The sequence below is a fragment of the Leucobacter insecticola genome, assembly GCF_011382965.1.
Classification (GTDB): domain Bacteria; phylum Actinomycetota; class Actinomycetes; order Actinomycetales; family Microbacteriaceae; genus Leucobacter; species Leucobacter insecticola.
In genome coordinates, this window is sequence record NZ_CP049934.1 from 1,227,232 (window position 1) to 1,248,569 (window position 21,338).

The 21,338-nt window shown below is 63.5% G+C and carries 21 protein-coding genes and 1 tRNA gene; 5 read left to right on the plus strand and 17 right to left on the minus strand.

The window, feature by feature from the left end; all coding sequences use genetic code 11:
• Positions 1 to 53 precede the first annotated feature (53 nt).
• From G7067_RS05555 to G7067_RS05575, 5 genes are all read right to left on the minus strand, one after another.
• Positions 54 to 398, minus strand: a complete 345-nt coding sequence (locus G7067_RS05555; RefSeq protein WP_166322594.1) for a TraR/DksA family transcriptional regulator — start codon at positions 396 to 398, stop codon at positions 54 to 56.
• Positions 399 to 429: 31 nt separating this feature from the next.
• Entirely contained in the window at positions 430 to 801 is a 372-nt protein-coding gene (locus G7067_RS05560) for a hypothetical protein (protein WP_166322596.1), read from the minus strand.
• 31 nt (positions 802 to 832) lie between these two features.
• Positions 833 to 1,171: a DUF4190 domain-containing protein gene (locus G7067_RS05565; RefSeq protein ID WP_166322598.1), complete on the minus strand. Its 339-nt coding sequence runs from the start codon at positions 1,169 to 1,171 to the stop codon at positions 833 to 835.
• 243 nt (positions 1,172 to 1,414) lie between these two features.
• A complete protein-coding gene (locus G7067_RS05570; RefSeq protein ID WP_166322600.1) occupies positions 1,415 to 2,941 on the minus strand; it encodes an MFS transporter in 1,527 nt (508 codons plus the stop codon).
• A gap of 89 nt (positions 2,942 to 3,030) precedes the next feature.
• On the minus strand, positions 3,031 to 3,603 hold the full coding sequence (locus tag G7067_RS05575) for a TetR/AcrR family transcriptional regulator (RefSeq protein ID WP_166322602.1): 573 nt from the start codon (positions 3,601 to 3,603) through the stop codon (positions 3,031 to 3,033).
• Between the two features lie 190 nt (positions 3,604 to 3,793).
• Here G7067_RS05575 and rraA point away from each other — a divergent pair, with 190 nt between their 5' ends.
• Together rraA and G7067_RS05585 are read left to right on the plus strand one after the other, a co-directional pair.
• Complete coding sequence (rraA, locus tag G7067_RS05580; protein WP_166322604.1) at positions 3,794 to 4,264, plus strand: ribonuclease E activity regulator RraA; 471 nt, start codon at positions 3,794 to 3,796, stop codon at positions 4,262 to 4,264.
• 45 nt (positions 4,265 to 4,309) lie between these two features.
• Positions 4,310 to 5,002, plus strand: coding sequence for a lysoplasmalogenase family protein (locus tag G7067_RS05585; protein WP_244301284.1), 693 nt, complete (start codon positions 4,310 to 4,312; stop codon positions 5,000 to 5,002).
• On the opposite strand, the gene G7067_RS05590 is transcribed toward G7067_RS05585, so the two are convergent.
• Both G7067_RS05590 and G7067_RS05595 read right to left on the minus strand, forming a co-directional pair.
• A complete protein-coding gene (locus tag G7067_RS05590; RefSeq protein WP_166322606.1) occupies positions 4,956 to 5,864 on the minus strand; it encodes an NUDIX domain-containing protein in 909 nt (302 codons plus the stop codon). The two genes, G7067_RS05585 and G7067_RS05590, sit on opposite strands and share 47 nt — an antisense overlap.
• Positions 5,865 to 5,913: 49 nt before the next feature.
• Entirely contained in the window at positions 5,914 to 6,267 is a 354-nt protein-coding gene (locus tag G7067_RS05595; RefSeq protein WP_166322608.1) for a zinc ribbon domain-containing protein YjdM, read from the minus strand.
• Positions 6,268 to 6,339: 72 nt separating this feature from the next.
• On the opposite strand from G7067_RS05595, the gene G7067_RS05600 reads away from it, so the two are divergent.
• Both G7067_RS05600 and G7067_RS05605 read left to right on the plus strand, forming a co-directional pair.
• Entirely contained in the window at positions 6,340 to 6,780 is a 441-nt protein-coding gene (locus G7067_RS05600; protein WP_166322610.1) for a pyridoxamine 5'-phosphate oxidase family protein, read from the plus strand.
• A 210-nt stretch (positions 6,781 to 6,990) separates the two neighbouring features.
• Positions 6,991 to 7,064, plus strand: a tRNA-Pro gene (locus G7067_RS05605).
• A 207-nt stretch (positions 7,065 to 7,271) separates the two neighbouring features.
• Here G7067_RS05605 and G7067_RS05610 read toward each other — a convergent pair.
• The 10 genes from G7067_RS05610 to G7067_RS05655 all read right to left on the minus strand — a co-directional run bounded on the left by G7067_RS05610 (position 7,272) and on the right by G7067_RS05655 (position 19,316).
• Complete coding sequence (locus tag G7067_RS05610) at positions 7,272 to 8,501, minus strand: tyrosine-type recombinase/integrase (RefSeq protein ID WP_166322612.1); 1,230 nt, start codon at positions 8,499 to 8,501, stop codon at positions 7,272 to 7,274.
• Positions 8,485 to 8,700 carry a helix-turn-helix transcriptional regulator gene (locus G7067_RS05615; RefSeq protein WP_166322614.1) on the minus strand — a complete coding sequence of 72 codons (216 nt, stop codon included), beginning with the start codon at positions 8,698 to 8,700 and terminating at the stop codon, positions 8,485 to 8,487. Before G7067_RS05615 ends, G7067_RS05610 begins: the two co-directional genes overlap by 17 nt.
• Positions 8,697 to 9,176 carry a hypothetical protein gene (locus G7067_RS05620; RefSeq protein ID WP_166322616.1) on the minus strand — a complete coding sequence of 160 codons (480 nt, stop codon included), beginning with the start codon at positions 9,174 to 9,176 and terminating at the stop codon, positions 8,697 to 8,699. The genes G7067_RS05615 and G7067_RS05620 overlap by 4 nt, the downstream gene beginning before the upstream one ends.
• 6 nt (positions 9,177 to 9,182) lie before the next feature.
• Complete coding sequence (locus G7067_RS05625) at positions 9,183 to 9,635, minus strand: single-stranded DNA-binding protein (RefSeq protein WP_166322618.1); 453 nt, start codon at positions 9,633 to 9,635, stop codon at positions 9,183 to 9,185.
• A gap of 81 nt (positions 9,636 to 9,716) precedes the next feature.
• Positions 9,717 to 11,495, minus strand: a complete 1,779-nt coding sequence (locus G7067_RS05630; RefSeq protein ID WP_166322620.1) for a type IV secretory system conjugative DNA transfer family protein — start codon at positions 11,493 to 11,495, stop codon at positions 9,717 to 9,719.
• Positions 11,492 to 12,061 (minus strand): hypothetical protein, encoded by a 570-nt coding sequence (locus G7067_RS05635; protein WP_244301285.1) that lies wholly within the window; start codon positions 12,059 to 12,061, stop codon positions 11,492 to 11,494. The genes G7067_RS05630 and G7067_RS05635 overlap by 4 nt, the downstream gene beginning before the upstream one ends.
• Before the next feature lie 121 nt (positions 12,062 to 12,182).
• Positions 12,183 to 15,146 carry a hypothetical protein gene (locus tag G7067_RS05640; RefSeq protein WP_166322622.1) on the minus strand — a complete coding sequence of 988 codons (2,964 nt, stop codon included), beginning with the start codon at positions 15,144 to 15,146 and terminating at the stop codon, positions 12,183 to 12,185.
• A gap of 266 nt (positions 15,147 to 15,412) precedes the next feature.
• Positions 15,413 to 17,311 (minus strand): heavy metal translocating P-type ATPase, encoded by a 1,899-nt coding sequence (locus tag G7067_RS05645; protein WP_205881209.1) that lies wholly within the window; start codon positions 17,309 to 17,311, stop codon positions 15,413 to 15,415.
• Positions 17,308 to 17,667: a Cd(II)/Pb(II)-sensing metalloregulatory transcriptional regulator CmtR gene (gene cmtR / locus G7067_RS05650; RefSeq protein ID WP_166322624.1), complete on the minus strand. Its 360-nt coding sequence runs from the start codon at positions 17,665 to 17,667 to the stop codon at positions 17,308 to 17,310. Before cmtR ends, G7067_RS05645 begins: the two co-directional genes overlap by 4 nt.
• A 164-nt stretch (positions 17,668 to 17,831) precedes the next feature.
• Positions 17,832 to 19,316: an ATP-binding protein gene (locus G7067_RS05655; RefSeq protein ID WP_166322626.1), complete on the minus strand. Its 1,485-nt coding sequence runs from the start codon at positions 19,314 to 19,316 to the stop codon at positions 17,832 to 17,834.
• Between the two features lie 494 nt (positions 19,317 to 19,810).
• On the opposite strand from G7067_RS05655, the gene G7067_RS05660 reads away from it, so the two are divergent.
• A protein-coding gene (locus tag G7067_RS05660) for an IS3 family transposase (protein WP_425280696.1) occupies positions 19,811 to 20,973 on the plus strand; the annotation gives its coding sequence in 2 pieces (ribosomal slippage) (positions 19,811 to 20,078 and positions 20,078 to 20,973; 1,164 coding nt in all).
• Positions 20,974 to 21,338 lie beyond the last annotated feature (365 nt).

Consider the following 21,338-nt stretch of genomic DNA (forward strand, 5'->3'; position numbering starts at 1 on the left):
TGCATGCAACCTCGACGGTGAGATGCACTCTCGGTGATCGGGCTTCTTGATCCTTACGGTGTGCAGGCCACGCAGCGTTCCCGGAACGGCCGCACCTCAAGTTGGCCAGCCGGAATGGGGTGATTGCATGCCGCGCATTCCCCGTATTGCCCGGCATCGAGACGCTTGAGCGCATTGTCGGCCTGCTGCAGGTCTTCGCGGGCGGATTCGAGCAGCCCCGCTCGCATCGACCACTGGGCGGAGAGCGTTTCGCCTTCTGGATCGTGCTCGTCATCATCGGATTCGTTCCGGCGCGCACGCACAAGGGCCTCGAGATCCGCCGCGCGCTTATTGAATCGTGCGAGCAACTGCTCCCGCTCCTCGACCAGCAGCGCGCGAATACTCGTTTCCCGGCTCATGGCTTTAGCTTAGAGGACGAAGATTCTGCCGCTATTCCTTGGTGTCACACGCCTCGAATGCCTTGCTGACGAGCACCCCGAGAGTCTTGCCGGTCACCGGAGTGGCCTTGGGATGATCCGCTGCCGCGATGAGATTGAGCGCGTACACCTCTCCTGCAGGGCTGGTGAATGTTAGTGCCACGTCGTCGCCCTTCTGCTCGCAGGCAACGTCACCGCTTTCGACGTCAAGGGGCCAACTGCTGCCGAGGAGTTCCCGGCTGACGTTGCCCGCGCTTTCGGTCGTTGTGTGTTCGGGGTCATCGAGAGGGAAGTCTTGCGGGTGGAGTGCGCCACACCCGGCGAGGAAGAGCGCGCTTGCGGCGGTTCCTCCGAGGAGCGTCCACCGTGCGAGGGAGATGTGCATCGGTTCTTTCCTCTCGTGGCTTGCGTGCGTGCTACATCAGGAAGAACGGGAGGGTGAGGATCCCGGCTCCAACGAGCGCGGCGACGATGAGCACACCGATCGCGGCGAACGCGAGGATGATGCCGTTCATCCAGGTGCCCCACAGTGCGAGCGTGCGCTCCGTGGTGCCGCGGCGGAGCGCGATCATGCCGAGGGTGAAGCCGATGATCGGGGCGATGAAAGTCCAGCCCGCGACGATCGACGCGATGCCGAGCACGAAGCTGGTGATGGCGTAGGCGCGGTTGCCCTCGTTGACGCCTGAGCTTGCGGGGGCGAAGGGCGCGCCGGTCTCGGTTCCGGTTTCGAACTGAGCGGATGCGGTGGGGGCCATGATGTTTTCCTTCCGGTTGACCGCCCGATGCGGTCCGTATCTTGATACTTCTAAGCTACGCGGCTCGCGCGCCCGCCGGATCCTGCCTGAGTATCGTCCCCCTAGTACCGAGGTACTGCGCTCATCGCACCCGCTTCCAACTCAGGTGTCACGGATATGTACAAAAGCGCTCTGAAGACCAGATCCGTGACACCTGAACCGCGGGAAGGAGGGAGGAAGGATGCGGGAGGAAGGCGTGGGGCGTTAGTGTGCGGCGGCGGTAACGTCGGTGCCCTTGGGGGTGAGGAAGAAGGCCAGGGCCGCGACGGCAAGTAGCATCAGCCCGCCCGCGATCCCGGTAACCTGCAGGGCATCGGTGAACGCGACCCCGGCCTCGAGTGCCAGCTCTGGACGGTGGGTCTGCTCCGCGAGGGACACCGCAGCGCCGAGCGATTCCTGCGCCTGCGTTGCGGTCGCAGGATCAACCGCCTGCAGCACTTCGGAGGCCCTGAGCTGCGCTCGGTACATAAGCGCCGAGATGCTGCCCAGGATCGCGATCCCCAGCACCGAACCGAGCTCGTAAGAGGTCTCTTCGATGGCCCCGGCGGTCCCCGCTTTTTCGACCGGGGAAGCATGCATAATCATGGCTGAAGCGATTGCCAGGGATCCGGTGCCCGCGCCGATCAGAGTGAGGGCGATGAGCACGGTCAGGTTCGTGAGGGTCCCGGGCTGCAGCCCGATCAGCAGCATGCCGAGCCCGGCGAGGGCGACGCCGCCGCCGAGCACCGCGCGGGTGCCGATGATCCGCGCGAGCGGTGGTGCGAGCGCCGAAGCAACCGCGCCGGCGATGGCGATCGGGAAGAGCCGGATCCCCGCCTCGACGGGGGAGGCACCGTCGACGAGCTGCATCCACTGTGCGATGAGGAGGAGGGCTGCCGCCATTGCAAACATCGAGCCGAGCGCCGCGATGGTGCCGGCCGAGAACTCACGACTGCGGAAAAGTCGCAGTTCGAGCAGCGGCGAGGGGCTGCGGAGGCAGCGCACGATGAACCAGGCAAGCAGGGCGCTGCCGGCCGCGAATGCGATCAGCGCGGCTGGGGAGGCAAACGTGGCTTCCTTGCCGAAGGTCTTGATCGCCCACACCACGAGGGTCATGCCTGCGAGGGAGAGGAGCGCGGCGAACGCATCCCAGCGGCCCGGATGCTGCACCCTTGATTCGGGCAGAATGAGGACGCCCGCGATCACCGCAGCGAGCATGAGCGGCACGTTGATGAGAAAGGCCGCGTGCCAGGAGAAGTATTCCAGCAGCAGGCCCCCAACGAGCGGACCGGCTGCCGCCCCGAGGCCGGAGACGGCCGCCCAGATGCCGAGCGCCGTCGCGCGCTCTTTCGGGTCGGTAAAGATGACGCGGATCAGCGACAGCGTGATCGGCATGATCATCGCGCCGCCGATCCCGAGCACACCGCGGATGGTGATGACGGCCTCTGCGCTGTTGGTGAAGAGCACGAGCAATGAGGAGACGCCGAAGATCGTGTATCCGAGCAGCAGCATCTTCTTGCGACCCCAGCGGTCCGCGATTGCTGCGAATGAGATCAGCAGGCCCGCGAGCACCAGTGAGTAGATGTCGATGATCCACAGCTGCTGGTCGGAGGTCGGATGGAGTTCGGCTGACATCTCGGGGAGAGCGATGTTCAGGATCGTCATGTCCATCATGATGACCAGCAGGCTGGCTGTCAGCACCGCGAGTGCTGCCCAGCGTCGTCCGCGGCTAAATGATGATGGGGTGGACATGTCGTGCCTTTCATGAGAGATCAGTGGGGTGGGTGAACGCTGCGCCGGGCGGCCGGCATGCGGAGGCGGTGAGGGGTGCGAGACGCGCGCTACGCGTCGGCCACCGGCATCATCGCGAGCGCCCGCAGAGCAGCCGTGATTTCAGCGGCCTGCAGTGGGTGATCGTGGAGGCCGGCGTGGATCGTGGCCCCGTCGAGATACACCGCGATCGCGACCGCGCGGGTGCGTCCAAGGTGCTCAGCCAGCATGTCGGCGAAGCTGTCGCTCCAGCGCAGTGCGAGTTCGCGCATGCGCGGATCGGTGGTGCCTGCCATGATGAGCGCGATCTCAGCGTGCACGGCGCGAGGGTCGGCGAGGAACTCTGACAGGCTCGCGACGGCTCTCTCGGGTGCCGTCTTGATGTCTGCGATGTATTCGTGCACTTCCTCAAGTTCGCGATCGATCTCGTCGGCAAGTTGCTGCAGAGCTGACTCGCGCAGATCATCGATGGAGGTGAAGTATTGCGTGGTCGAGCCGAGGGGGACTCCGGCGCGCGCCGCAACCGCGCGGTGCGTGAGCGTGGCGGCACCGTTCTCCACGATAAGCTCCGCGGCGGCGTGCAGAATCTCGCGGCGCCTGGCCTCGGGATCGCGGCGGCGGCGTGTGGGTGCGACCTCTGGCACGGTGATCCTTTCGAGGGCGGGGCGAGTAACATCGGGGATTCTGTACGTATGTACATGTACTTTTGTACATTATTGTCGAATGTGACGCAAGTTGTCTTTTGGTTGCGGATCCTTTCCGTTTGTCAGAGGATGCCGGTAGCGTAGAAACCGTCCTCGGCACCCTGCCGGGCACAGGGGGAGAAATCGAAACATGTCTCAGATCAGCACCGCAGACCTATATGACGAGCGCGGAGACGAGCTTCACTCGGTTCCCCTTCAGTTTTTGAATCTCGGTGGCATGAGCGGCTTCACCGGTCCCGTGCGCACGGTGCGATGCTTCCAAGACAATGCGCTGTTGAAGAGTTTGCTGTCATCGCCCGGCGACGGGGCCGTGCTGGTGATCGACGGCGGTGGATCGCTCGAGACCGCGCTCGTTGGCGATGTGATTGCCGCGCTCGCTGTTGACAACGGTTGGTCGGGGCTGCTGGTCAATGGTGCAGTGCGGGATCGCATCGCACTCGGCACGCTCCCTCTCGGTGTGAAAGCGCTCGGGTCCAACCCTGCGAAGTCCACCAAGACCGGCGCGGGTGAGGTCGATGTGCCTGTCGAAATTGGGGGCGTCCGGTTTGTGCCCGGTGCGCGGGTGTGGTGCGACGACGACGGGGTGCTCGTCGAGGCCTAGGGGAAAGCGTCTCTGACACGACGCGGGAAAGAAAGCGGAGCTGCAATGATGCAAACACCGGGACGGCTACTCACCCCATTCCTTCCCTACTCGCTGGTGTCGATCCTGCACGTGTGCGCTCGGTTTCTTGAGCATCCGATCGCGGAACCCACAAAGCTTTGGCTGATGCCGGCGCTCGCGCTCGCCGCGGTGTGGGCCTCGGCAACGATCCGGCCGTGGCCGCGCGGGGCGATGGCCCTGCTGCTCGGTGCCGTGGTGTTCTCGTGGCTCGGCGACGGGGCGGCGGCGTTCTTCCCGATGTTCGAGGACGAACTGCCGATGATGCTGCTCTGCTTCGGACTCGCGCATGTAGGGTATCTCGTGCTGATGTGGCGGGCGCGAGGGGTTGCGGTGCGGGGGTTCCCGCTGTGGGCGCTCATCTACCTGGCCGCCTATGTCGTGTTGCTGGTGTTGTTGCTGCCGCGCACGGGCACACTGAGCGTTCCGGTCGCGATCTACGGCCTGCTGCTTGTGGGTACCGCGGCGATGGCCTCGCGCTGCGGGCCCGTCGTAGCCTGGGGTGGCGCCTGGTTTCTGGTGTCAGACGGGATCCTGGCCTTTCGGATCTTCACGCCCGAGTTGATGCCCGACTGGACGAGTGGCTTGGTGATGCTCACCTACACGCTTGGCCAGGGGTTGATCGTGTGCGGGATTATTCGCGCGCTGGAACAGCGGGAAGGTGCTGCAGCAGGATCCTAGCGCCGCGAGTGGCCGTGGCCCCGGCGGCGAGAACGCGCGCCTTAAGTTCAGCGTCGCTCGTGACCACCGTGGCGGTGGCGTTGGCTTCTGCCAAGAGTGAGACCTGCGCGACAATCTCGTCATCCCCGAGGCCCTGGGCGTCAACCACACGCACATGAACACCGTTGCCGATCCCGCGCGAGACGCCCTCGACCACCATCACCCAAGCTGGGTGGGCGCGATCGATGCCGGGAATGACGGTCTCGGCGAGGTCGAAAAAGCCTGGCCGGATCCCGAATTCGCCTGCAATCAGGGCGTCGATACGGTCGCGTAGGCCTTCGGCGGCGGCGCGACGATCCTTCCACCAACCGTTGGGGACGCTGCCGATGACGTTCGCCGCGTCGACCACCACTGTCGGGGACGTCCCGAGGAGGGGGCGCAGGAGCGGAAAGCTCGTCGCGAACGCCGGGTGCAGGGGGAGGTTCTCAACCTCGTCGAGCGGAACCCAGGCGAGCGCGTGGCTCTCAGGATCCGTAATCTCCGGTTCGAACGGTATCGCGACGTCGGCAATGAGCGTGGTGTACTGCCAGCCACCGCGATCCAAGACGTGCGTGTAGTGCGGCGTCACGGAGTTGTCGGGCACGCCCGCTTCTTCTTGGGACTCGCGGATCGCGGCATCGATGGCGGATTCGTGTTCGTGGCGTGCACCGCCCGGGATCCCCCACGTGTCACCGTGGTCGCTCCAGGTGACACGATGCTGCATCAGTATCGCGTCTCGGGAGCGGTCGTAGGCGAGGAGACCGGCAGCGCCGAAGCGGCCCCAATAGTGACCGCCGTCGTCTGCCGTGACCCAAGCATCGCCCGGGTTTCTCAGATCGCTCATGAATGTAGCGTATCTGGGCTTGCTGGCCTCGGGCCGAAGATGACGGGCGTTACGCCTTCTTGACGACGCTTGACTTCAGCTGCATCGGGCCGAATCCGTCGATCTTGCAATCGATATCGTGATCGCCGACACCGTCAACAAGGCGGATGCTTTTCACCTTCGTACCGGACTTTATCGTGCCGCCGCCCTTGACCTTCAGATCCTTCACGACCGTGACGGCATCGCCGTCCTGCAGAATGTTGCCGACCGCGTCGCGGATCACGTCGTCTTCTTGTGCGGCGGTTTCGCTCGCCTCGTCTGCCGGGGCCCACTCGTGTGCGCACTCCGGGCAGACCAGCAGGGCGCCCATCTCGTAGCTGTAGATGCTGCCGCACTCGGGACACGGGGGTAGTTCTTCACTCATAGCTGTAAGCCTATGGGATTGCTGAGCGGTGAGGTGGTATCCAAGCCGTCCCGATCGCGGGAGAATTGAACCATGAATGAGTACACGAGCGCCGTCACCGTCCTGTCCGAGCAAGAAAGCTGGGAGCTGGTGCGCACGCAGCGCGTCGGTCGCCTCGTGACTCGGGTGGGCGAAGTTGTTGACATCGCACCGATCAATTTCGTTGTTGACGGTTCGAGCCTCGTGTTTCGGACCGCGGCGGGATCGAAACTCTCGGAGCTGACGATCAACGATGCCGTGGTGTTTCAGGTTGATTCCTACGGCGGCGCTGACGGATGGAGCGTGGTGCTGCGCGGGACTGCGCGGGTGCTTGAGGGGGGAGATGAGGTGCTTGCGGCGGCGGCGCTGCCGCTCAGACCTTTCGTGTCGACCGTGAAACCGACGTTCGTGCGCATCGAGATTGCGTCGCTGAGTGGCAGATCCTTCGTATTTGGGCCCGAGCCGGATCTCGACGCGGCGCTGCAGGACGGGTAATTCTGCGGCCCCGCGGGTGCGTGTTGCCGGTTGGTCATTTGTGTGCGTGGAGTATGGGTAAGATAGAGGGGTTGCTTCGGCGGCGGAATCCGTTTCGGCGGAATCTTCTCGGAGTTGCAGCGGGCTGTGGCGCAGCTTGGTGGCGCACTTGACTGGGGTTAAGGGGTTTATCCCGCCCCGGTCGGCCCGAACAACTGAATATCTAAGCCACGGGCTGTGGCGCAGCTTGGTAGCGCACCTGACTGGGGGTCAGGGGGTCGCAGGTTCAAATCCTGTCAGCCCGACAGAAAAGCCCTGATGAGAGTAGGTTTCTCGTCAGGGCTTCGTCGTTCCTGAGATCGCTTTTCGTGGTCCCCCACTGGTCCCCTGGCGTCGCGCATCCGGCCTGACCGTGGACAGCCGGGCCACCTCGAAGCTCATCCCTGTGGATAAGGGGACCAAAAGGGGACCAGAACCATTCCGGAGAACCTTCTCGCTGACGTGGGTGTGCATCACAGGCTCTTGGACGAGGCGCTGCCGCGTCGAGTTTGCTTGCGCTGTCCGTCGGGCGACAGGAACGCATTGGCTTGCTCCGCGGCCGAGGCAAGGTGGCGGTCGTCGGGGTGGATGTACCCACGTGTGGTCTCCATCGATGCGTGTCCAAGAATCTCTTGAAGCACGTGGAGGGGCACGCCGGCGTCGGCCATCCAAGTAGCCCCGGTATGCCGGAGCCCCTGACGAGTCAGATCAGGCAGCCCGAGCCCCGCGACGATCGTGTCCCAGTCCGTGGCGTCCCTAACTGTCGCGGTCGTGAGTACCCCGCCCTTGGGTCCCACCAGGAGCTGGTCTTCCGGCTCTTTGTCTGCGGTAAGCCGTTCGAGAACGGGCCGGAGCGGTTCAAGGATCGGCACGCGCCGTTCCTTGCGGCTCTTCGTCGGCTTGGTAACCAACCCGCCTTTGCCTGGGAAAATCTGCCGGGAGATCACGACGAGGTTCGCGTCAAACCGCACGTCTCCGACCTGCAACCCGGACACCTCAGAAGAACGTGCAGCAAGAAGCGCCGCAAGCATCACGAAGTCGCTGTAGGACTGGTGGACCCTCCCGCACGCCTTCGCCAGCTTGTTGAGGGTCTTCAAATCTGGGATTGCATGCGCCCTGGGCGAAGACTGCTCGGCGGACTGGGTTCTGAAGGCGTTGCGGTTCAGGCTTCGTTTGGCGCGGTTCTTAGCAGGGTTGATGGTGAGGAGCCCATCGCGCACTGCCTCATCGAGGACGCGCACGAGCGGGGCGATGGAGTTCTTGATCGTGGATGCGCCGTACCGTTGTTCCCACTCGTCAATGGTGCGGTCGATGATGCCGGCGGTGATCTGGGTGACAGGCAAATGCCCGAGCGCGGGTAGGACGCGCAGCTTCAATCCGAAGCCGTAGGTCTCACCCGTCGAAGTCGGGTCGAGCCCACGTGCCCATCGCTCGCCAATAGCGGTAACGAACTCTGTCAGCGTCATCGCCGTATCCATGCCCTTGACGGAGGAGTTGCGGAGCTGATCGAAGAAGTTGTGGGCGGCAGCTTCGTCCGGGACGATCTCAGAGCGGATGACGCGGCGCTTGGTGATCGGGTCAGTCCACCGGGCTCGGGCACGGATGCCATAGGAGCGGCGTTCCATGTCGGTGGAGACCTTCACCCCGATGGGAGGAACGGGCTTGGGTTCGGCTGTCGGGAGAGGCTTAGCCTTGCGCGGCATGGTCGTCTTCCATGCTGGCTAGCCACTGGTCCACAGCGTCGAGTCTGTACCTCGCGATGCCGCCCAGCCGGAGAAACGGGGGTCCGCTCTGCGCGGAACGCCATCGGGACAGAGTGGACTCCGATACCTTCAGATAGGCGGCGACCTCACGACTGTCCAATAACGGTGACACCACCGTCTCCCGTGCCTCGTCACTCACGACATCTCTCCGCTGTCTGAGGCGGCGTTGGCGTAGAAAGCGTCCTCGGCTTCGCGGCGGCTGGCGACATCGGCCATGATGAAATCCACGAACTCGGCGTCGCGGTCGAGGCGCGTGCCACTGGTTGCAACCCAGTCACGTAGGCGTTCGCGCGCGTCGGCGAAATCGCGGTGCCAGCCCAGCGGCGCGGAGCCGTCCTGCTCGGGGTCGTAGGCGCACAGCCAATGCAGGTGAAGGGCGCTGAGCTCCCAGACGAGTTCGGGATGGTTGAACCACGCTGGCGGGATGACGGAGGCAGGTAACCCGTAGGTCTTGCGGAGCCAGTTCACCCACCGGTTGAGTTCAAGCCATTCGACCTCGGCATCCTCAGCGGTCAGGAGATTCCAGTTGATCGGATGCGGCGGTTCTGCCATCACCGGATCAATGAACGTGCTCTCGGTTTCGTTAGGGTCAGGCTCAGGAACGAAGTCACTCATCGTCGCTCACATCCCCATCTGAGGGGCACGTGCCGCCTGCGGGGCGCGGGCTTGAGTCTCGAATCCTGCGCTCCGAGACGGTGCATTCTGCTCGGGTGCGGATTGGCGCGGGGCGCGGTGGACGACGTACTGGGTGCGAGCAACATCGTGACCGAACCGGCTGACGATGAACTCCTCAGCCTGCTCACCGTCCTTCTGACGGGTGTACTCGTGCACACGACCGGTGGCGACGAACTTGTCACCCTTTCGGAATCGGGTGAAGCCCTCCTCGGCGGCCCGCCGGAACGCAGTCATGTCGTGAAACGTCGGTTCGAGCTTCGTCCACGATCCGTCTGGCTCTTGTCGGGAGTGCTCGATCCCGATACGGGTGTAGAACCGTGCCGCACCGTCCTCGGTGCGGGTCAAAGTTGGGACCGTGGCGATGAACCCCGCCACAGCCTGCTCAGTCTCGATACTCATCACGCTCTCCTGTTCGTGTTCGTTGGGCGGCCACTTGGTCTGTTGCCCACTCAGGAGGTGCGCAACTCGGACCAGGCGGCCTCAATGCCCAGCAGCACGCAGCAGCTCTGCCCCGATGTCTTTCCGGTCAGCCCGGAGCTGTGCGGCGTCGGCCCGCTTGGTCCAGGTACGCATCCGCGTGACGATGGGTGGTGCCGCCCGAAGCAGCACGAGGGCGGTCCCGAACGGCAAGGTGCGGATGGTGTCGGGAGGCATGATCGGCACACGGCGGATCGAGCGTTGCGCTGAACGTGAGCCCTGGTCGCCGACCGTTGTGGAATCGGTGATCTCGTCGCGCTCACCGATGAGCGTGGAGAGGTCACCCAGGTCTCGGCTGTTGGATGCTCCACCGAGGATGATTTTCACGATGGAGGCATCCCAGATGGCACTGGCGGCGTTCTCAGACCACTTCTCTCGTGCCTGCGCGAGCGACTGGAGTACGGGCATGGTCGTGATTCCTGTACCGCCACCTTCGGCCATCAGCGTCGGGAGCGAGGGCAACGGGGCGAGATTGCCGACTTCATCGAGCGCGAGCAGCACGGGAGGGTCAAGACGCGCGCCGGGGCTAGTGGCGGCGATCCGCCGTCCTGCTTCCACGAGGTCTTCCACGAACGCTGCGACCAGAGCAGTGGAATTGTTGGCGCCCGCACCGGTCGCCAACAGATACAAGGTGCCCTTTGCGCGGAGGAACGCTTCGGGATCGAAGTCTTCGCCGTCTTGTGGGGAGACGGCATCGAGTACGCGCGGGTCGGCCAGGGCCGCGAGCGCCAGAGAGACGCCTTGCCAGATGGAGTCGCGGGTTCGCGGATCGGAATCGATCATGGACTGCAACGAATCGGCCCATCCTGTCGCGGCCCTGGGGTTCGCGGTGAGGATCGCAACGGCGTCGGCGGCGGCTGAGGGGTCGAGGGTCCAACGGAAGAGTTCGGCTGGTGGTCGATGGTCGAGGGCGGCAGCATGAAGCAGTGCTTGGAGCGCGGTGCGAGTTTTCGCTTCCCAGAACCCACCGCCTTCGACACCGCCCGATGACAGGCCGGTGCCCGCAGCAAGACCAGTGGCGCGAATCATCGCAGTCAACGGGTCTTCGCAGCCACGGATTGGCGACCATCGCAGCCCTGACGGGATGCCTTCGGCAAGATGCTGGGGGTCGAACACCGCGGTCGGCCCGATTTTCTGCCGGGCTCTCAACGTGGCGGTGAGGTTATCTGGTCGAGTGCTGGTGGTCACGACCGCACCGGGTGCATCGAGAATGGCGTTGATGACGATATGCGCACCCTTGCCGGAACGCGGTGGCCCAATGAGAAGTATCGAGTCCTCGACCGACGCCCATACGCTCTTGCCCCGTGAGATCCCGATCCGATAGCCCACATCTTCTGGCCTCGGTTTTTCGAGCGACGGCCGCAGGTGTCCTGCCCTGCGTAGGAGCGCCGTCTCGGATGCCGTCGTTGCGATCTCGGGGCGAGTAGCGATGCCTGTGATTCGGTACGGGTCGGTTTTGACCTGTCGGTTGTGATTGAGAATCAGGTGCGAAACCCACCATCCCGCGGTGCCTGCTGCCACGATCAAGAGAGCTGCCGTGACCCAGAAGGCAACCGGGTTAAGCCCTGGCGCATCCAAAGGTGTCGCGGGATCGTCAGGGCGGAGGATCACACCCAGTCCAGCGCTGATACCAGCGGCGGGTTGGTCGAGGCCGGTGATCCATGCGGCGGCTGAGCCGGCCCCGCGCAAGATCAGGGCCAGGACAGCTCCGACGATGAGGGCACCGATGCCGAGGTTTGTCAGCTCGTCACCGAGCGATCCGCTCGACCGCGGGGTACTCACACGGGCCTGCCGAGCGCGAGTGCGCCGGAGATGCGCCCGAGCAGTATGACTTCCCCGGTTGGTGACTGGGCTATCTGCTCGGCGGTGACGAGCGCGCGAGCGGTTCCCATTGGAGCGGCATCGGTCCGGGCCACGATGACCGCAACTGCGATGTCTTCTCCGGGGACGAATCCTTCACCGTGGACTGCGATCAGTGGCGGCGCGGCTGGTGCGGTGGCGTTGGCCGGAGTGGACTGTTGAGCCTCCTGCGGAGGCGCAGGCCTGCGGTTTCGGGTGGGGGCGACGATGTCGGTGAACACGGTGCCGTCGGCTTCACGAACCTCAACACGGATAGGGCATTGCCGGTCATTCGTGAGTCGGTCAATGAGACTCGGGAACGACTCGCGCCGCCACTGCGGCGCGAACGGCTCTGGCTGGTAGGTCTGCCCATCGACGGTGACGGTCATTGTCCCGTCGGATGCGACCGTCATGACGACGTGTGGGAGCACGACCGGCACGACCGGCACGTTCGGCTCGCGGTGCGCAGGCTGGTGATCGGGAGTGCGCTTAGCGCGGTTGCGGCTCATCGGTGGTTCTCTCCATTCGCTCGGGCACAGGACAGGTGCACGAACGAAACCCGGGCGCATAAAAGCAGGGGCGCGCACCTCGAAAGATGCGCGCCCCGGTGGGTGGTCCTACCTATGCGGTTCAGGCCTCCGTTTCGTCGAAGAGGTCGTGGATGGAAGAAGGTTCTTCGCCCTCCTCGTTCTTGAGTCCGCGGGCGGGTGCAAGCCTGCGACCGACCAGCAAGGCGATCGCACCGGCGAGCGCGGCCAGTCCGGCACCGATCCCGAGCGGCATGATCCAGCCGCCTGCACCGGTCTGAGCAAGGCGGGTCGACGGTGGAATGGTGGTGACGGTTGTGGTTTCGCCCGGTGCCCCGCACAGGCCCCGGTGGATCACGGTGCCGTCGCGGTCTTTCAGTGTTTCGGTCCAGTAGTAAGTGCCGACCTTCTCAAATATGACCGGGACTGAGGTGACCTCGCCCGGCCCTTCAACCGTCACGGGGTCGGTCGCGAACACGCGTGTGTCGGTGGTGCAGACAGGTGTCTGGCCGTCCTGGCGGTAGGCCTCGAAAGTAAGGGTTGCTCCTGCCGGAGGTTTCCCTGTGATGATGGCCGTATCGTGCGCGGGATCACCGAGCTGTACCGTCGGGACGGCCTTGGTCGAGACGGTTACCTGTTCTGGCTGCTCGGTCACGACGGTTGTCTCACCCGGTGCCCCACACCTGCCTTGTGACAGCACCGATCCGGCCTTGTCGTACAGCGTCTCAACCCAGTACACGTTGCCTGGCTGGTCGACGCTCGTGCTGCCGGAGCGATAGAGACCTGCTTGGGTGACAGGGACTCTCTTCGAGGTGAAGAATGGGCTCTCGCACACCGGGGCGGCATCCCCTGACTGGGGACCGTAGGCACGGAACACGAGGTAGGAGCCGTCGGGGATCGTGGTACCTTGCACGAGCGCTGTATCCTCGAACTCCTCACCCACCAGCGCGGTCGGGGTGGCTTGCGTAATGACCGACACAGGCTGTTTAGCGCCCGGGACGAAGAACCGCTCCCAGATGTCGCCCGGTGAACTGATGTAAGGCTGTACCCGGTCGTCGCCAGCGAAGCTGGTAACGATGACGTAATAGCCGGGCTCGGTCGGCTCGATCCGTTCGGTGTCGTCGTAGCCGATGTTGTAGACGCCGTTCTTTGCCGGGGTCTCTATGCTCGTCAGCACAGGAGCCGAGGCCAGGTCGAGGTCCGTAGTCAACTCTGTGTCGGATGCGAACGGCCCGTAGACGGTGTGGGTGAGGGTCTTCGTATCCGGCTGCCAGTAGCCGTCACCGGTGAAGTCAGGATGGTTATCAGGGAACCCCGTGACCGTGATTTTGTCGAACGCCCGACCTCCCTCGTGCACGTTGTACTCACGCATTTCCGAAGTGATCGTCAACGGCCAACGCACCGAATGTGTTTCCACGTTGATGCCGTACTGGTCTTGCCAGTCGGCGGCGAGGAACGGGCGCACCCATTCCGGCTGCGCGCTCTTGCGCACCTGCCAGACCCACGTCACGAATCCGCCAGACAGGACAGTCGCTTTCGGGGATGTGTAGGTGCCTGGGCCGGTTGCGGTCACCTGCACGGTGCCCAGAGCAACGGCATCCACAGGAATTTGCGTGCCTTCGACAGGTGGGAGGGTGCCGGGCACCTGGTAAGCGGTGCCCTCGAACACGACCGGGATGTGCGTGCCGCCCTGCTTGAGCCAAGCCCCATTCGTTGAGGAGACAGTGATGGTGTCGGTGACCTCATCGCCCGGCTTCACGAGCTTCCCATTTGCCTTCGATACTGCTTCCGGCTGGAACGGCACGACGTTGGTCTCGGCCACACGCCCATACCGGTCGGTGAAGAAATCAGCCAGGTACTTCGCATTGCTGCCCTGCTTTTTCTTATCGATCTGCCACACCCACGTGTAGAAACCCGACTCCGGTGCCGTGATACCGGGAGAAACGACCGTGCCTGCTCCGGTGAGAGTGGCCTGCACCCGACCCGCGACCGGAGTACCCACCGGAGGTGCGTCCGCTTCGGAAGGCTGCTCATCCAGCGGCCCATACAAGGTGCCATCCGCTACAACGGGCACGGGCTTGCCGTTCACGACAATCCAGGTGCCCTTCGTGACAGTGACGGCGAGTCGGTCGGTGAGCTGGTCACCCTGCTGTACGAACTTCGTTACCACCTGGGTTCCAATTTCGGGTTGGAAGTCCAGTGGGATTACCGGGGAGGATGCCTGGGCGGTCAGCGGCTGGAACGATGCGGTGGCGAGGATGCGTTGAGCGCCGGGCGTATAGAACAAGTCCACACCGGCTCCGAACCCAGCAGCCTGCGACGACATGACCGCGCTGATCCGGTACTCCGGTACCCCCACCGCAGGAGTGCCGATGATCGGGTAGGTTCCGGCTCCGAGCGCCTTGGTGCGTGAGCCATCGGCGAAGGTCGCGTCCGTGAGCGTCACCGGCCCGGTCAGCGACCCCGGTGTGGTCCCGATGGTGAGCGTGCCCTGGTACTGGTCTGCCATGGTGACCGCCAGAGCCAACGACGGGTCCGCCACTGCTTCCGTGCGGGCTGCCTCACGAATCGCGCCAAGGTTCGCCATCACGATTGCCTGCTGGCTGGCAGGGACTCGCGTGAGCAGTCTCGCGTCGCCACCGTAGGCGACATACGGGTCGTGGTCCGCGACGTCCCACACGAACATTGCTACCGCTGAGGTGATGTTCGGGTCACGCGACTCGCCCCACCGTCCCATCACGTAGTTCAGCTCAGCAAGCTGCTGACGGGTCAGGCCGTCCAGCGCGGTTTCCAGTGACGGCGGATTCGTTGATCCCCACGGGCTCGACGCACCGAGGTCCATGCAGTACGCCTGCCGACCATGTGAACTGTAGGCACCGATGAACAGGTTTTCGTCGCCATACCCGGTACCCAACGTTGCCGCCTGCGCCACGGACGGGCTCAGAATCAGGCCACCCAACATTACGAACAGGGCGAGCAGAACCGACACCAGCCGAGCGGACGGGCCGCGTCTCTCTGGCGGGTGGGTGGCCCCGTCGTGGGGTGGGCGGGTGATAGGTCGAGCCATGATTCCTCCTGAGAGCAGCAGACGGCCGCCGACAGGAATGACGACGCCCAACTCTCAGGTGCGCACAGCAACGCTCGGCCTTCTCTCGCCTACCCGTCGGAACAGGGGGTGATCGAAGACGTGTGGGAGCCATAGTTAGCGAGTCGCCAGAAATTTGAAGGCATCGGACCCATCTTCGCTTGCAAGATGATCGATGAATCAGCTTGCCAGGTCAGGAATCACACGCAACTAAGGGGCGTCAGATCCCGAATGTCAAAGGCAGGCTGTCAAGACCGTGTACGCGCGGCGCGGAGCCCGTTGAGGATGACGATAACCTCAGCAATTTCGTGGACCAGCACGACAACGGCGAGCCCGAGGACACCAAACAGCGCCAACGGAAGCAGTGCGACGATGATCAACAGTGACAAGATGATGTTCTGGTTGATGATGCGCCTGCCACGTCGTGCATGCGCCAACGCTCGCGGAATCAGGCGCAAGTCGTGGCCGGTGAACGCGACATCGGCGGACTCGATCGCCGCGTCCGAACCAGTCGCACCCATCGCGATGCCGACATCTGCGGCAGCAAGTGCGGGGGCGTCATTGATGCCGTCCCCGATCATCGCCACCGACCCAGTCGCAGCAAGCTCGTTGATCGCGATAGCCTTGTCCTCTGGCCGCAGCTCAGCACGCACGTCCTCGATGCCAGCTTGGCTGGCGAGAGCGTGAGCGGTGCGGGCGTTGTCGCCGGTGAGCATCGTCACCCCGATTCCCTGATCGGCGAGTGTGCGGATCACTTCCGGTACCTCGGGTCGCAGCTCATCGCGCACTCCAATCGCACCGACTGGTTGTTGGTTTCGGTGTACGACCACGACAGTCATGCCCTGCCCCTCCAACGCTGCAACTTGACCGGCGAGGGCTCCGGTGTCCAACCAGCGAGGGCTGCCAACGGTGACCGTTGCGCCGTCAACGAAGCCGGTGATGCCGTGTCCGGCCTGTTCAGACACCTCAGCGGCAGCAGGCGCGTCAGCGGCTTTCTGGGTGATCGCGTCCGCCAGCGGGTGAGTGCTGTGCTGCTCCAGCCCGGCTGCCCACTCGAGCACGTCGGCCTCAGTCGCGGTTCCTGCGGTCAGGACAGCGGTGACGGTGGGCTGATTTCGGGTCAGCGTCCCTGTCTTATCGACGGCAACGCGACGGATTCCGCCGAAGCGTTCGAAGATCGCGCCGGACTTGATAATCACACCGAACTTGCTCGCCGATCCGATGGCGGCAACTACGGTGATGGGCACTGAAATCGCTAACGCACAGGGAGACGCTGCGACGAGCACCACCAGGGCGCGGGTGATCCACAGCTCCGGGTCACCCAACAGTGACCCGATCAATGCAACCAGGACGGCAAGGATGAGGATGCCGGGCACAAGTGGGCGGGCAATCCTGTCCGCGAGGCGGGCGCGGTCACCCTTCTCGGCCTGGGCCTGCTCGACCAGTTCAACGATTGTCGTTAGTGAGTTGTCCGTCCCTGCAGCTGATGTCTCAACCTCCAGCACACCGGCGGTGTTGATCGCTCCGGCCGAAACCGTGTCGCCGGGCTGGACCTCGACCGGGATCGACTCTCCGGTGATCGCTGAGGTGTCCAGGCTGCTGCGCCCAACGCGAACGAGCCCGTCCGTCGCGATCCGTTCCCCTGGACGCACCAGCATGATTTGGCCGACCGTGAGTTCTTTCGCAGCAACCTCAACCGGCGTTCCGTCAATACGAATCGTGGCGGTCTCGGGCACGAGCTTTAGCAGAGCCCGCAGGCCGCCGCGGGCTCGGTCCATCGCCTTGTCCTCTAAAGCTTCAGCGATCGAGTAGAGAAACGCCAGCGCAGCGGCTTCTTCGACATACCCGAGGATCACGGCACCGATCGCGCTAATCGTCATGAGTAAACCGATTCCGAGCTTGCCCTTGAGTAGCTTGCGGATGGCACCGGGCGTAAACGTCGATGCGCCCGCCACTAGGCCCGCCCAGAACAACACCAGTGCAGGAGTTTCCGCCCCGGACCACTCAACGATCAGGCCAGCAAAAAACGCCAGACCCGAGAACACCGGTAGCAGAATCTCCCGGTCCCTCCACCATGGCACATCGTGATCATCGTCATCGCCGTCCAGGTCGACGTCCTCGACCTGCGGACCCGTCACCGTGCTCATGCGCCCGCTCCCAGCTCGCAGCAACCCGCGACTTGGCAGGCTGGGTCGATACACGGGGCGTGCTCATCAACCGCCAAAGTGACCTCAACCAGCGCATTAAGTGCAGCTGCCAAATGTGGGTCCGCGATCTCATAGCGAGTCTGTCGCCCCTCAGGCTCGGCCACCACGATCCCGCAATCCCGCAAACACGTCAGGTGGTTCGACACGTTCGAGCGCGTCAAGTCCAAGCTACGCGACAGCACCGCCGGATAGCTTGGCTCTTCCAGCAAGCTCATCAGAATCCTCGACCGAGTCGGGTCAGCCATTGCCCGACCCAATCGGTTCATCACGTCTAGACGAGAAGCAATAGTCAGCATGCGATGACTATACAGCATTCGCTGAATCGTGGCGAGCGTGCACCCTTCTGCCCCAGCGTGAAAGCTCGGGTTCTAAGAATTTAGGCAATCAACTGCGCTTGAGTCTGGGTAGTGAGCACTTCAGTTTCTGAGATTCACGAACGGTGTCTGGGCAACCCGTGAACTTATCCGTTCATGCGTCCAGTGGTATCGAACGCGGCGAGCTCCGCCGGGTGGAGCTGATGCTGCACGACGAAGGAGCGATCCTTGATCCGCCAGAGACCCTGACCGGTGCCGAGTGTGGGGAGCAGTTTCTGTTCTGTGCCAGTCAGTCCGAGGGCTGTCGCGGTCGAACCGAGCTGGTCGGGTTCCTGGCGGTAGACGATCCGCGTCTCCGCATTGGCAAGGAGAGAAGAAGCAAGGGCGCGCATGGCCGAACCCTGGTCGCCCACGTTGTCGAGATCGGTGAGCTTGTGGAAGATCAGCATATTCGCAATGCCGAAGTGCCGTGCAAGGCGCCACTGCGCATCCATGCGCCGGAGCAGAGCGGGGTATTGCATAAGCCGCCAGGCTTCGTCGTAGATCACCCACCGTTGCCCACCCGCCGGGTCTGAGAGCGCCGATTCCATCCACGCGGATGAGCAGGTCATCAGTACGGAGATAAGCATCGAGTTCTCGGCCACCCGCGACAGGTCGAGCGACACCATTGGTAACGAAGGATCGAACTTCACCGTCGACGGGCCATCGAACAAGCCTTGGAGATCGCCTGCAACGAGCCGGCGGAGGGCGTGGCCGACGAGCCGACCGTCTTCCGCAAGTCGTCCGTCCTCGCCTGTCATCGGATCAGGGGCGAGGATGCGGTCTACGATCATCGGCAGAATCGGTACCTCTGCTGATCGCACCGCATCCGCCAACGCCAGATCGATCGCGGTGTGCTCCAACGGCGACAACACCCGGTCAAGTACCGTCTCCGCGAGCGCGCCGATCAGGTCACGGCGACGCGAAGTCACTTGCATGGCCCACTCCGCGTCCGAGATGCCTGCGGGACGGTGCCCTTCATCGATCGGGTTGAGCCGGTTGGACAGCCCGTGACCGAGGACGATTGCGCGTCCGCCGACGGCTTCGGCCACGGCGGTGTGTTCCCCTTTGGGATCGCCAGGAACATAAACGCGCCGCCCAAAGGGCAACGACCTCGTGTACAGCGACTTCGCCAGTGACGATTTCCCGGAGCCGACGATGCCCGCGAGCACAACGTTGGGCGCGGTGATGAGCCCTCGTTGGTAGAGCACCCACGGGTCATACACGAAGCTGCCGCCCGAGTAGAGGTCCTGGCCAACAAACACACCGGCTGAGCCCAGGCCCCCTTCGGCGAGGAACGGATATTGCCCAGCCAACGTTGCCGAGGTGTCTTGGTGCCTGGGGAGCCTGAGCCTTCCCGGTGTTCGGAGCATCGCCGGTCCCAGATCGCCGGCGGCGGGTAGGTACGTGGTGGCGCGCTTCTCGGTTTGTTCGGACTCCCGCTTTTCCTTCGCGGCGGCCTTGCGGGTGTTGCGTGCTGCGGTCTCGATTTGGGCAGCAGCACGACGGCGAGCTTTACGGTTGCGGCGACGTTCACCTTCGGGGTCGATGAGCGTCGAGGTGTGCAAGCGCTCCCCGTCAGGGGTAGTCATAGGGCTAGCCCACGCGATGAGGAAGCGGCACCCGGACGTTGCCCAAGTCGGCTTCCCCCGATCTGGGCCGCGCGCGGCGCGCGAGCTCCACGAGCCGGGACGAGTTCGTCGTGCTCGGCTGAGACAGCACGCGCGTCAAGTTCGAGCAACGCAGGGTCGGGTGTTCTGTCGTAGCGGCGTAACAGAGAGACGTGCCCGAATAAAGGGCTGAAAGTTAGCGAGTAGATACCCTTTGTCGCTGTATGGTCATCGGGACCGGCTGGAGGTTGGTCGTAGACGTACCCGTGGGCAAGTGCTGCTTGCTCGGTTTCGTCTCCGAAGTCGTATCTGGCCAGATGGTTGATTGCCGCATTGGTGCCTTGTTCTTCGATGAGCCTCAGCACGCGGTCTGCATCTTCACCCTGGAGGAACACGGGTCTGCTGAGGGTTTGGTTGAGTCTAAGATTGCATAGCTTTGAGGCTGTGCTGGAAGGATAACAACCCTGCCAAAGAATGTGTTTAGTGATGAGTTCAAGCGAGACGCTGTCGCGCTGGTCGAGTCGGGCATCTCGCAGAAGACGGTGTGTAAAGATCTTGGCGTCTCGAAGTCCGCGTTGCAGTCATGGGTGCGCGACGCGAGGTTCCAGTCCCACGGAATGACCCCGTCAGCTGATCCTGTCGAGCGGGCCGAGATGGCGAAGGCCGTGAAACGGATTCGTGAGCTTGCGATGGAAACCGAAGTGCTCCGTCGCGCGGCAGCATACCTGTCACAGATACACATCACACCCCCAAAATGATCTCCCCGCTCGTCCAAGAGATGGCTGCGCCAGGTGCCCCTGTCAGGGTGCCGGTCGCGGTGGCGTGCCGGGTGTTGGGTTTCAGTGAACAGGCCTACTACCAGTGGCTGAAATGCCCGAAATCTGCGCGCGAGATTGAGGAAGAACACCTCATTAGCGTGCTGCGTGAACTCCACGAGGACGACCCCGAACTCGGGTACCGGTTCCTCGCTGACGAACTCCATGACCTCGGCTACCAGGTGAGCGAACGCAGGGTGTGGCGATTGTGTCATGTTGCAGGCATCAGTTCAGTCATTACGCAGCGTAAGCGCCGCTACCAGCAGGCTGGCCCGCCCGTGGGTGATGACCTCGTGAAGCGTGAGTTCACCGCTACTGGCCCGAACCAAGTGTGGCTGACCGACATCACGGAGCACTGGACAGGTGAGGGGAAGCTGTACCTGTGCGCGATCAAGGACCTCTGGTCGAACAAGATCGTCGGCCAGTCAATGGGGCCGCGCATGAAGGCCAGGCTCGCGGTTCAGGCGCTTACGAACGCGGTCCAGCAGCGCGGCTACCCTGAAGGCGTGATTGTGCATTCGGATCGCGGAAGTCAATTCAGGTCAAGGAAGTTCCAGAAGGCCCTGAAACGGTACAGGTTGAGAGGGTCGATGGGCAGGGTGGGGGCGTGTGGGGATAACGCTGCGATGGAATCCTTCTTCAGTCTGCTGCAGAAGAACGTGCTCGATCGTAAAGCCTGGCGTACTCGGCAAGAGTTGCGGCTCGCGATTGTGCACTGGATTGAAGCGAAGTACCACCGTAAACGCAGACAGCGCCGGCTTGGGAAGCTGACGCCGGTCGAGTTCGAAGTGGTTATGATGGATGCTGTCGCGTTGGCGGCATAACAACCTCTGACTCAACCAAACCCTCAGCAGACCCATCCCGATCAGCGACTCACGAAACCCTGAGGCATCGTCCCAGCCCTGGGCACCGAGACTCAGGCCATAGGGCGGGTCCGTAACCAGAGCGTCCACAGAGTCCGCGGGTATGAGACCGAGCAGCTCAAGAGCATTCCCGTGATGCAAGGCCAAGCCCGCTTCGCTGAGCACAGCGGCCGGTAGGTCACCGGACGACGGAGACGGGACAGGGTCGGGCTGGGGCATGGGCAACTCCTGAAAGGGTGGCGGGTCGACGCAGCGCGCGACGACCCTCGTTAACCACCAGGTACGTGCCAAAAGAGAAATAATTGAGCCCTGAGATGAAACCGTTC

Excerpts from the sequence above, each read along its gene's own strand:
- G7067_RS05655 (WP_166322626.1), bottom strand. The coding sequence starts at position 19,316 with ATGACTACCCCTGACGGGGAGCGCTTGCACACCTCGACGCTCATCGAC.
- G7067_RS05570 (WP_166322600.1), bottom strand. The coding sequence starts at position 2,941 with ATGTCCACCCCATCATCATTTAGCCGCGGACGACGCTGGGCAGCACTC.
- G7067_RS05645 (WP_205881209.1), bottom strand. The coding sequence starts at position 17,311 with ATGAGCACGGTGACGGGTCCGCAGGTCGAGGACGTCGACCTGGACGGC.
- rraA (WP_166322604.1), top strand. The coding sequence starts at position 3,794 with ATGTCTCAGATCAGCACCGCAGACCTATATGACGAGCGCGGAGACGAG.
- G7067_RS05595 (WP_166322608.1), bottom strand. The coding sequence starts at position 6,267 with ATGAGTGAAGAACTACCCCCGTGTCCCGAGTGCGGCAGCATCTACAGC.
- G7067_RS05610 (WP_166322612.1), bottom strand. The coding sequence starts at position 8,501 with ATGCCGCGCAAGGCTAAGCCTCTCCCGACAGCCGAACCCAAGCCCGTT.
- G7067_RS05560 (WP_166322596.1), bottom strand. The coding sequence starts at position 801 with ATGCACATCTCCCTCGCACGGTGGACGCTCCTCGGAGGAACCGCCGCA.
- G7067_RS05585 (WP_244301284.1), top strand. The coding sequence starts at position 4,310 with ATGATGCAAACACCGGGACGGCTACTCACCCCATTCCTTCCCTACTCG.
- G7067_RS05620 (WP_166322616.1), bottom strand. The coding sequence starts at position 9,176 with ATGAGTGACTTCGTTCCTGAGCCTGACCCTAACGAAACCGAGAGCACG.
- G7067_RS05555 (WP_166322594.1), bottom strand. The coding sequence starts at position 398 with ATGAGCCGGGAAACGAGTATTCGCGCGCTGCTGGTCGAGGAGCGGGAG.
- G7067_RS05565 (WP_166322598.1), bottom strand. The coding sequence starts at position 1,171 with ATGGCCCCCACCGCATCCGCTCAGTTCGAAACCGGAACCGAGACCGGC.
- G7067_RS05640 (WP_166322622.1), bottom strand. The coding sequence starts at position 15,146 with ATGGCTCGACCTATCACCCGCCCACCCCACGACGGGGCCACCCACCCG.
- G7067_RS05635 (WP_244301285.1), bottom strand. The coding sequence starts at position 12,061 with ATGAGCCGCAACCGCGCTAAGCGCACTCCCGATCACCAGCCTGCGCAC.
- G7067_RS05625 (WP_166322618.1), bottom strand. The coding sequence starts at position 9,635 with ATGAGTATCGAGACTGAGCAGGCTGTGGCGGGGTTCATCGCCACGGTC.
- G7067_RS05590 (WP_166322606.1), bottom strand. The coding sequence starts at position 5,864 with ATGAGCGATCTGAGAAACCCGGGCGATGCTTGGGTCACGGCAGACGAC.
- G7067_RS05600 (WP_166322610.1), top strand. The coding sequence starts at position 6,340 with ATGAATGAGTACACGAGCGCCGTCACCGTCCTGTCCGAGCAAGAAAGC.
- cmtR (WP_166322624.1), bottom strand. The coding sequence starts at position 17,667 with ATGCTGACTATTGCTTCTCGTCTAGACGTGATGAACCGATTGGGTCGG.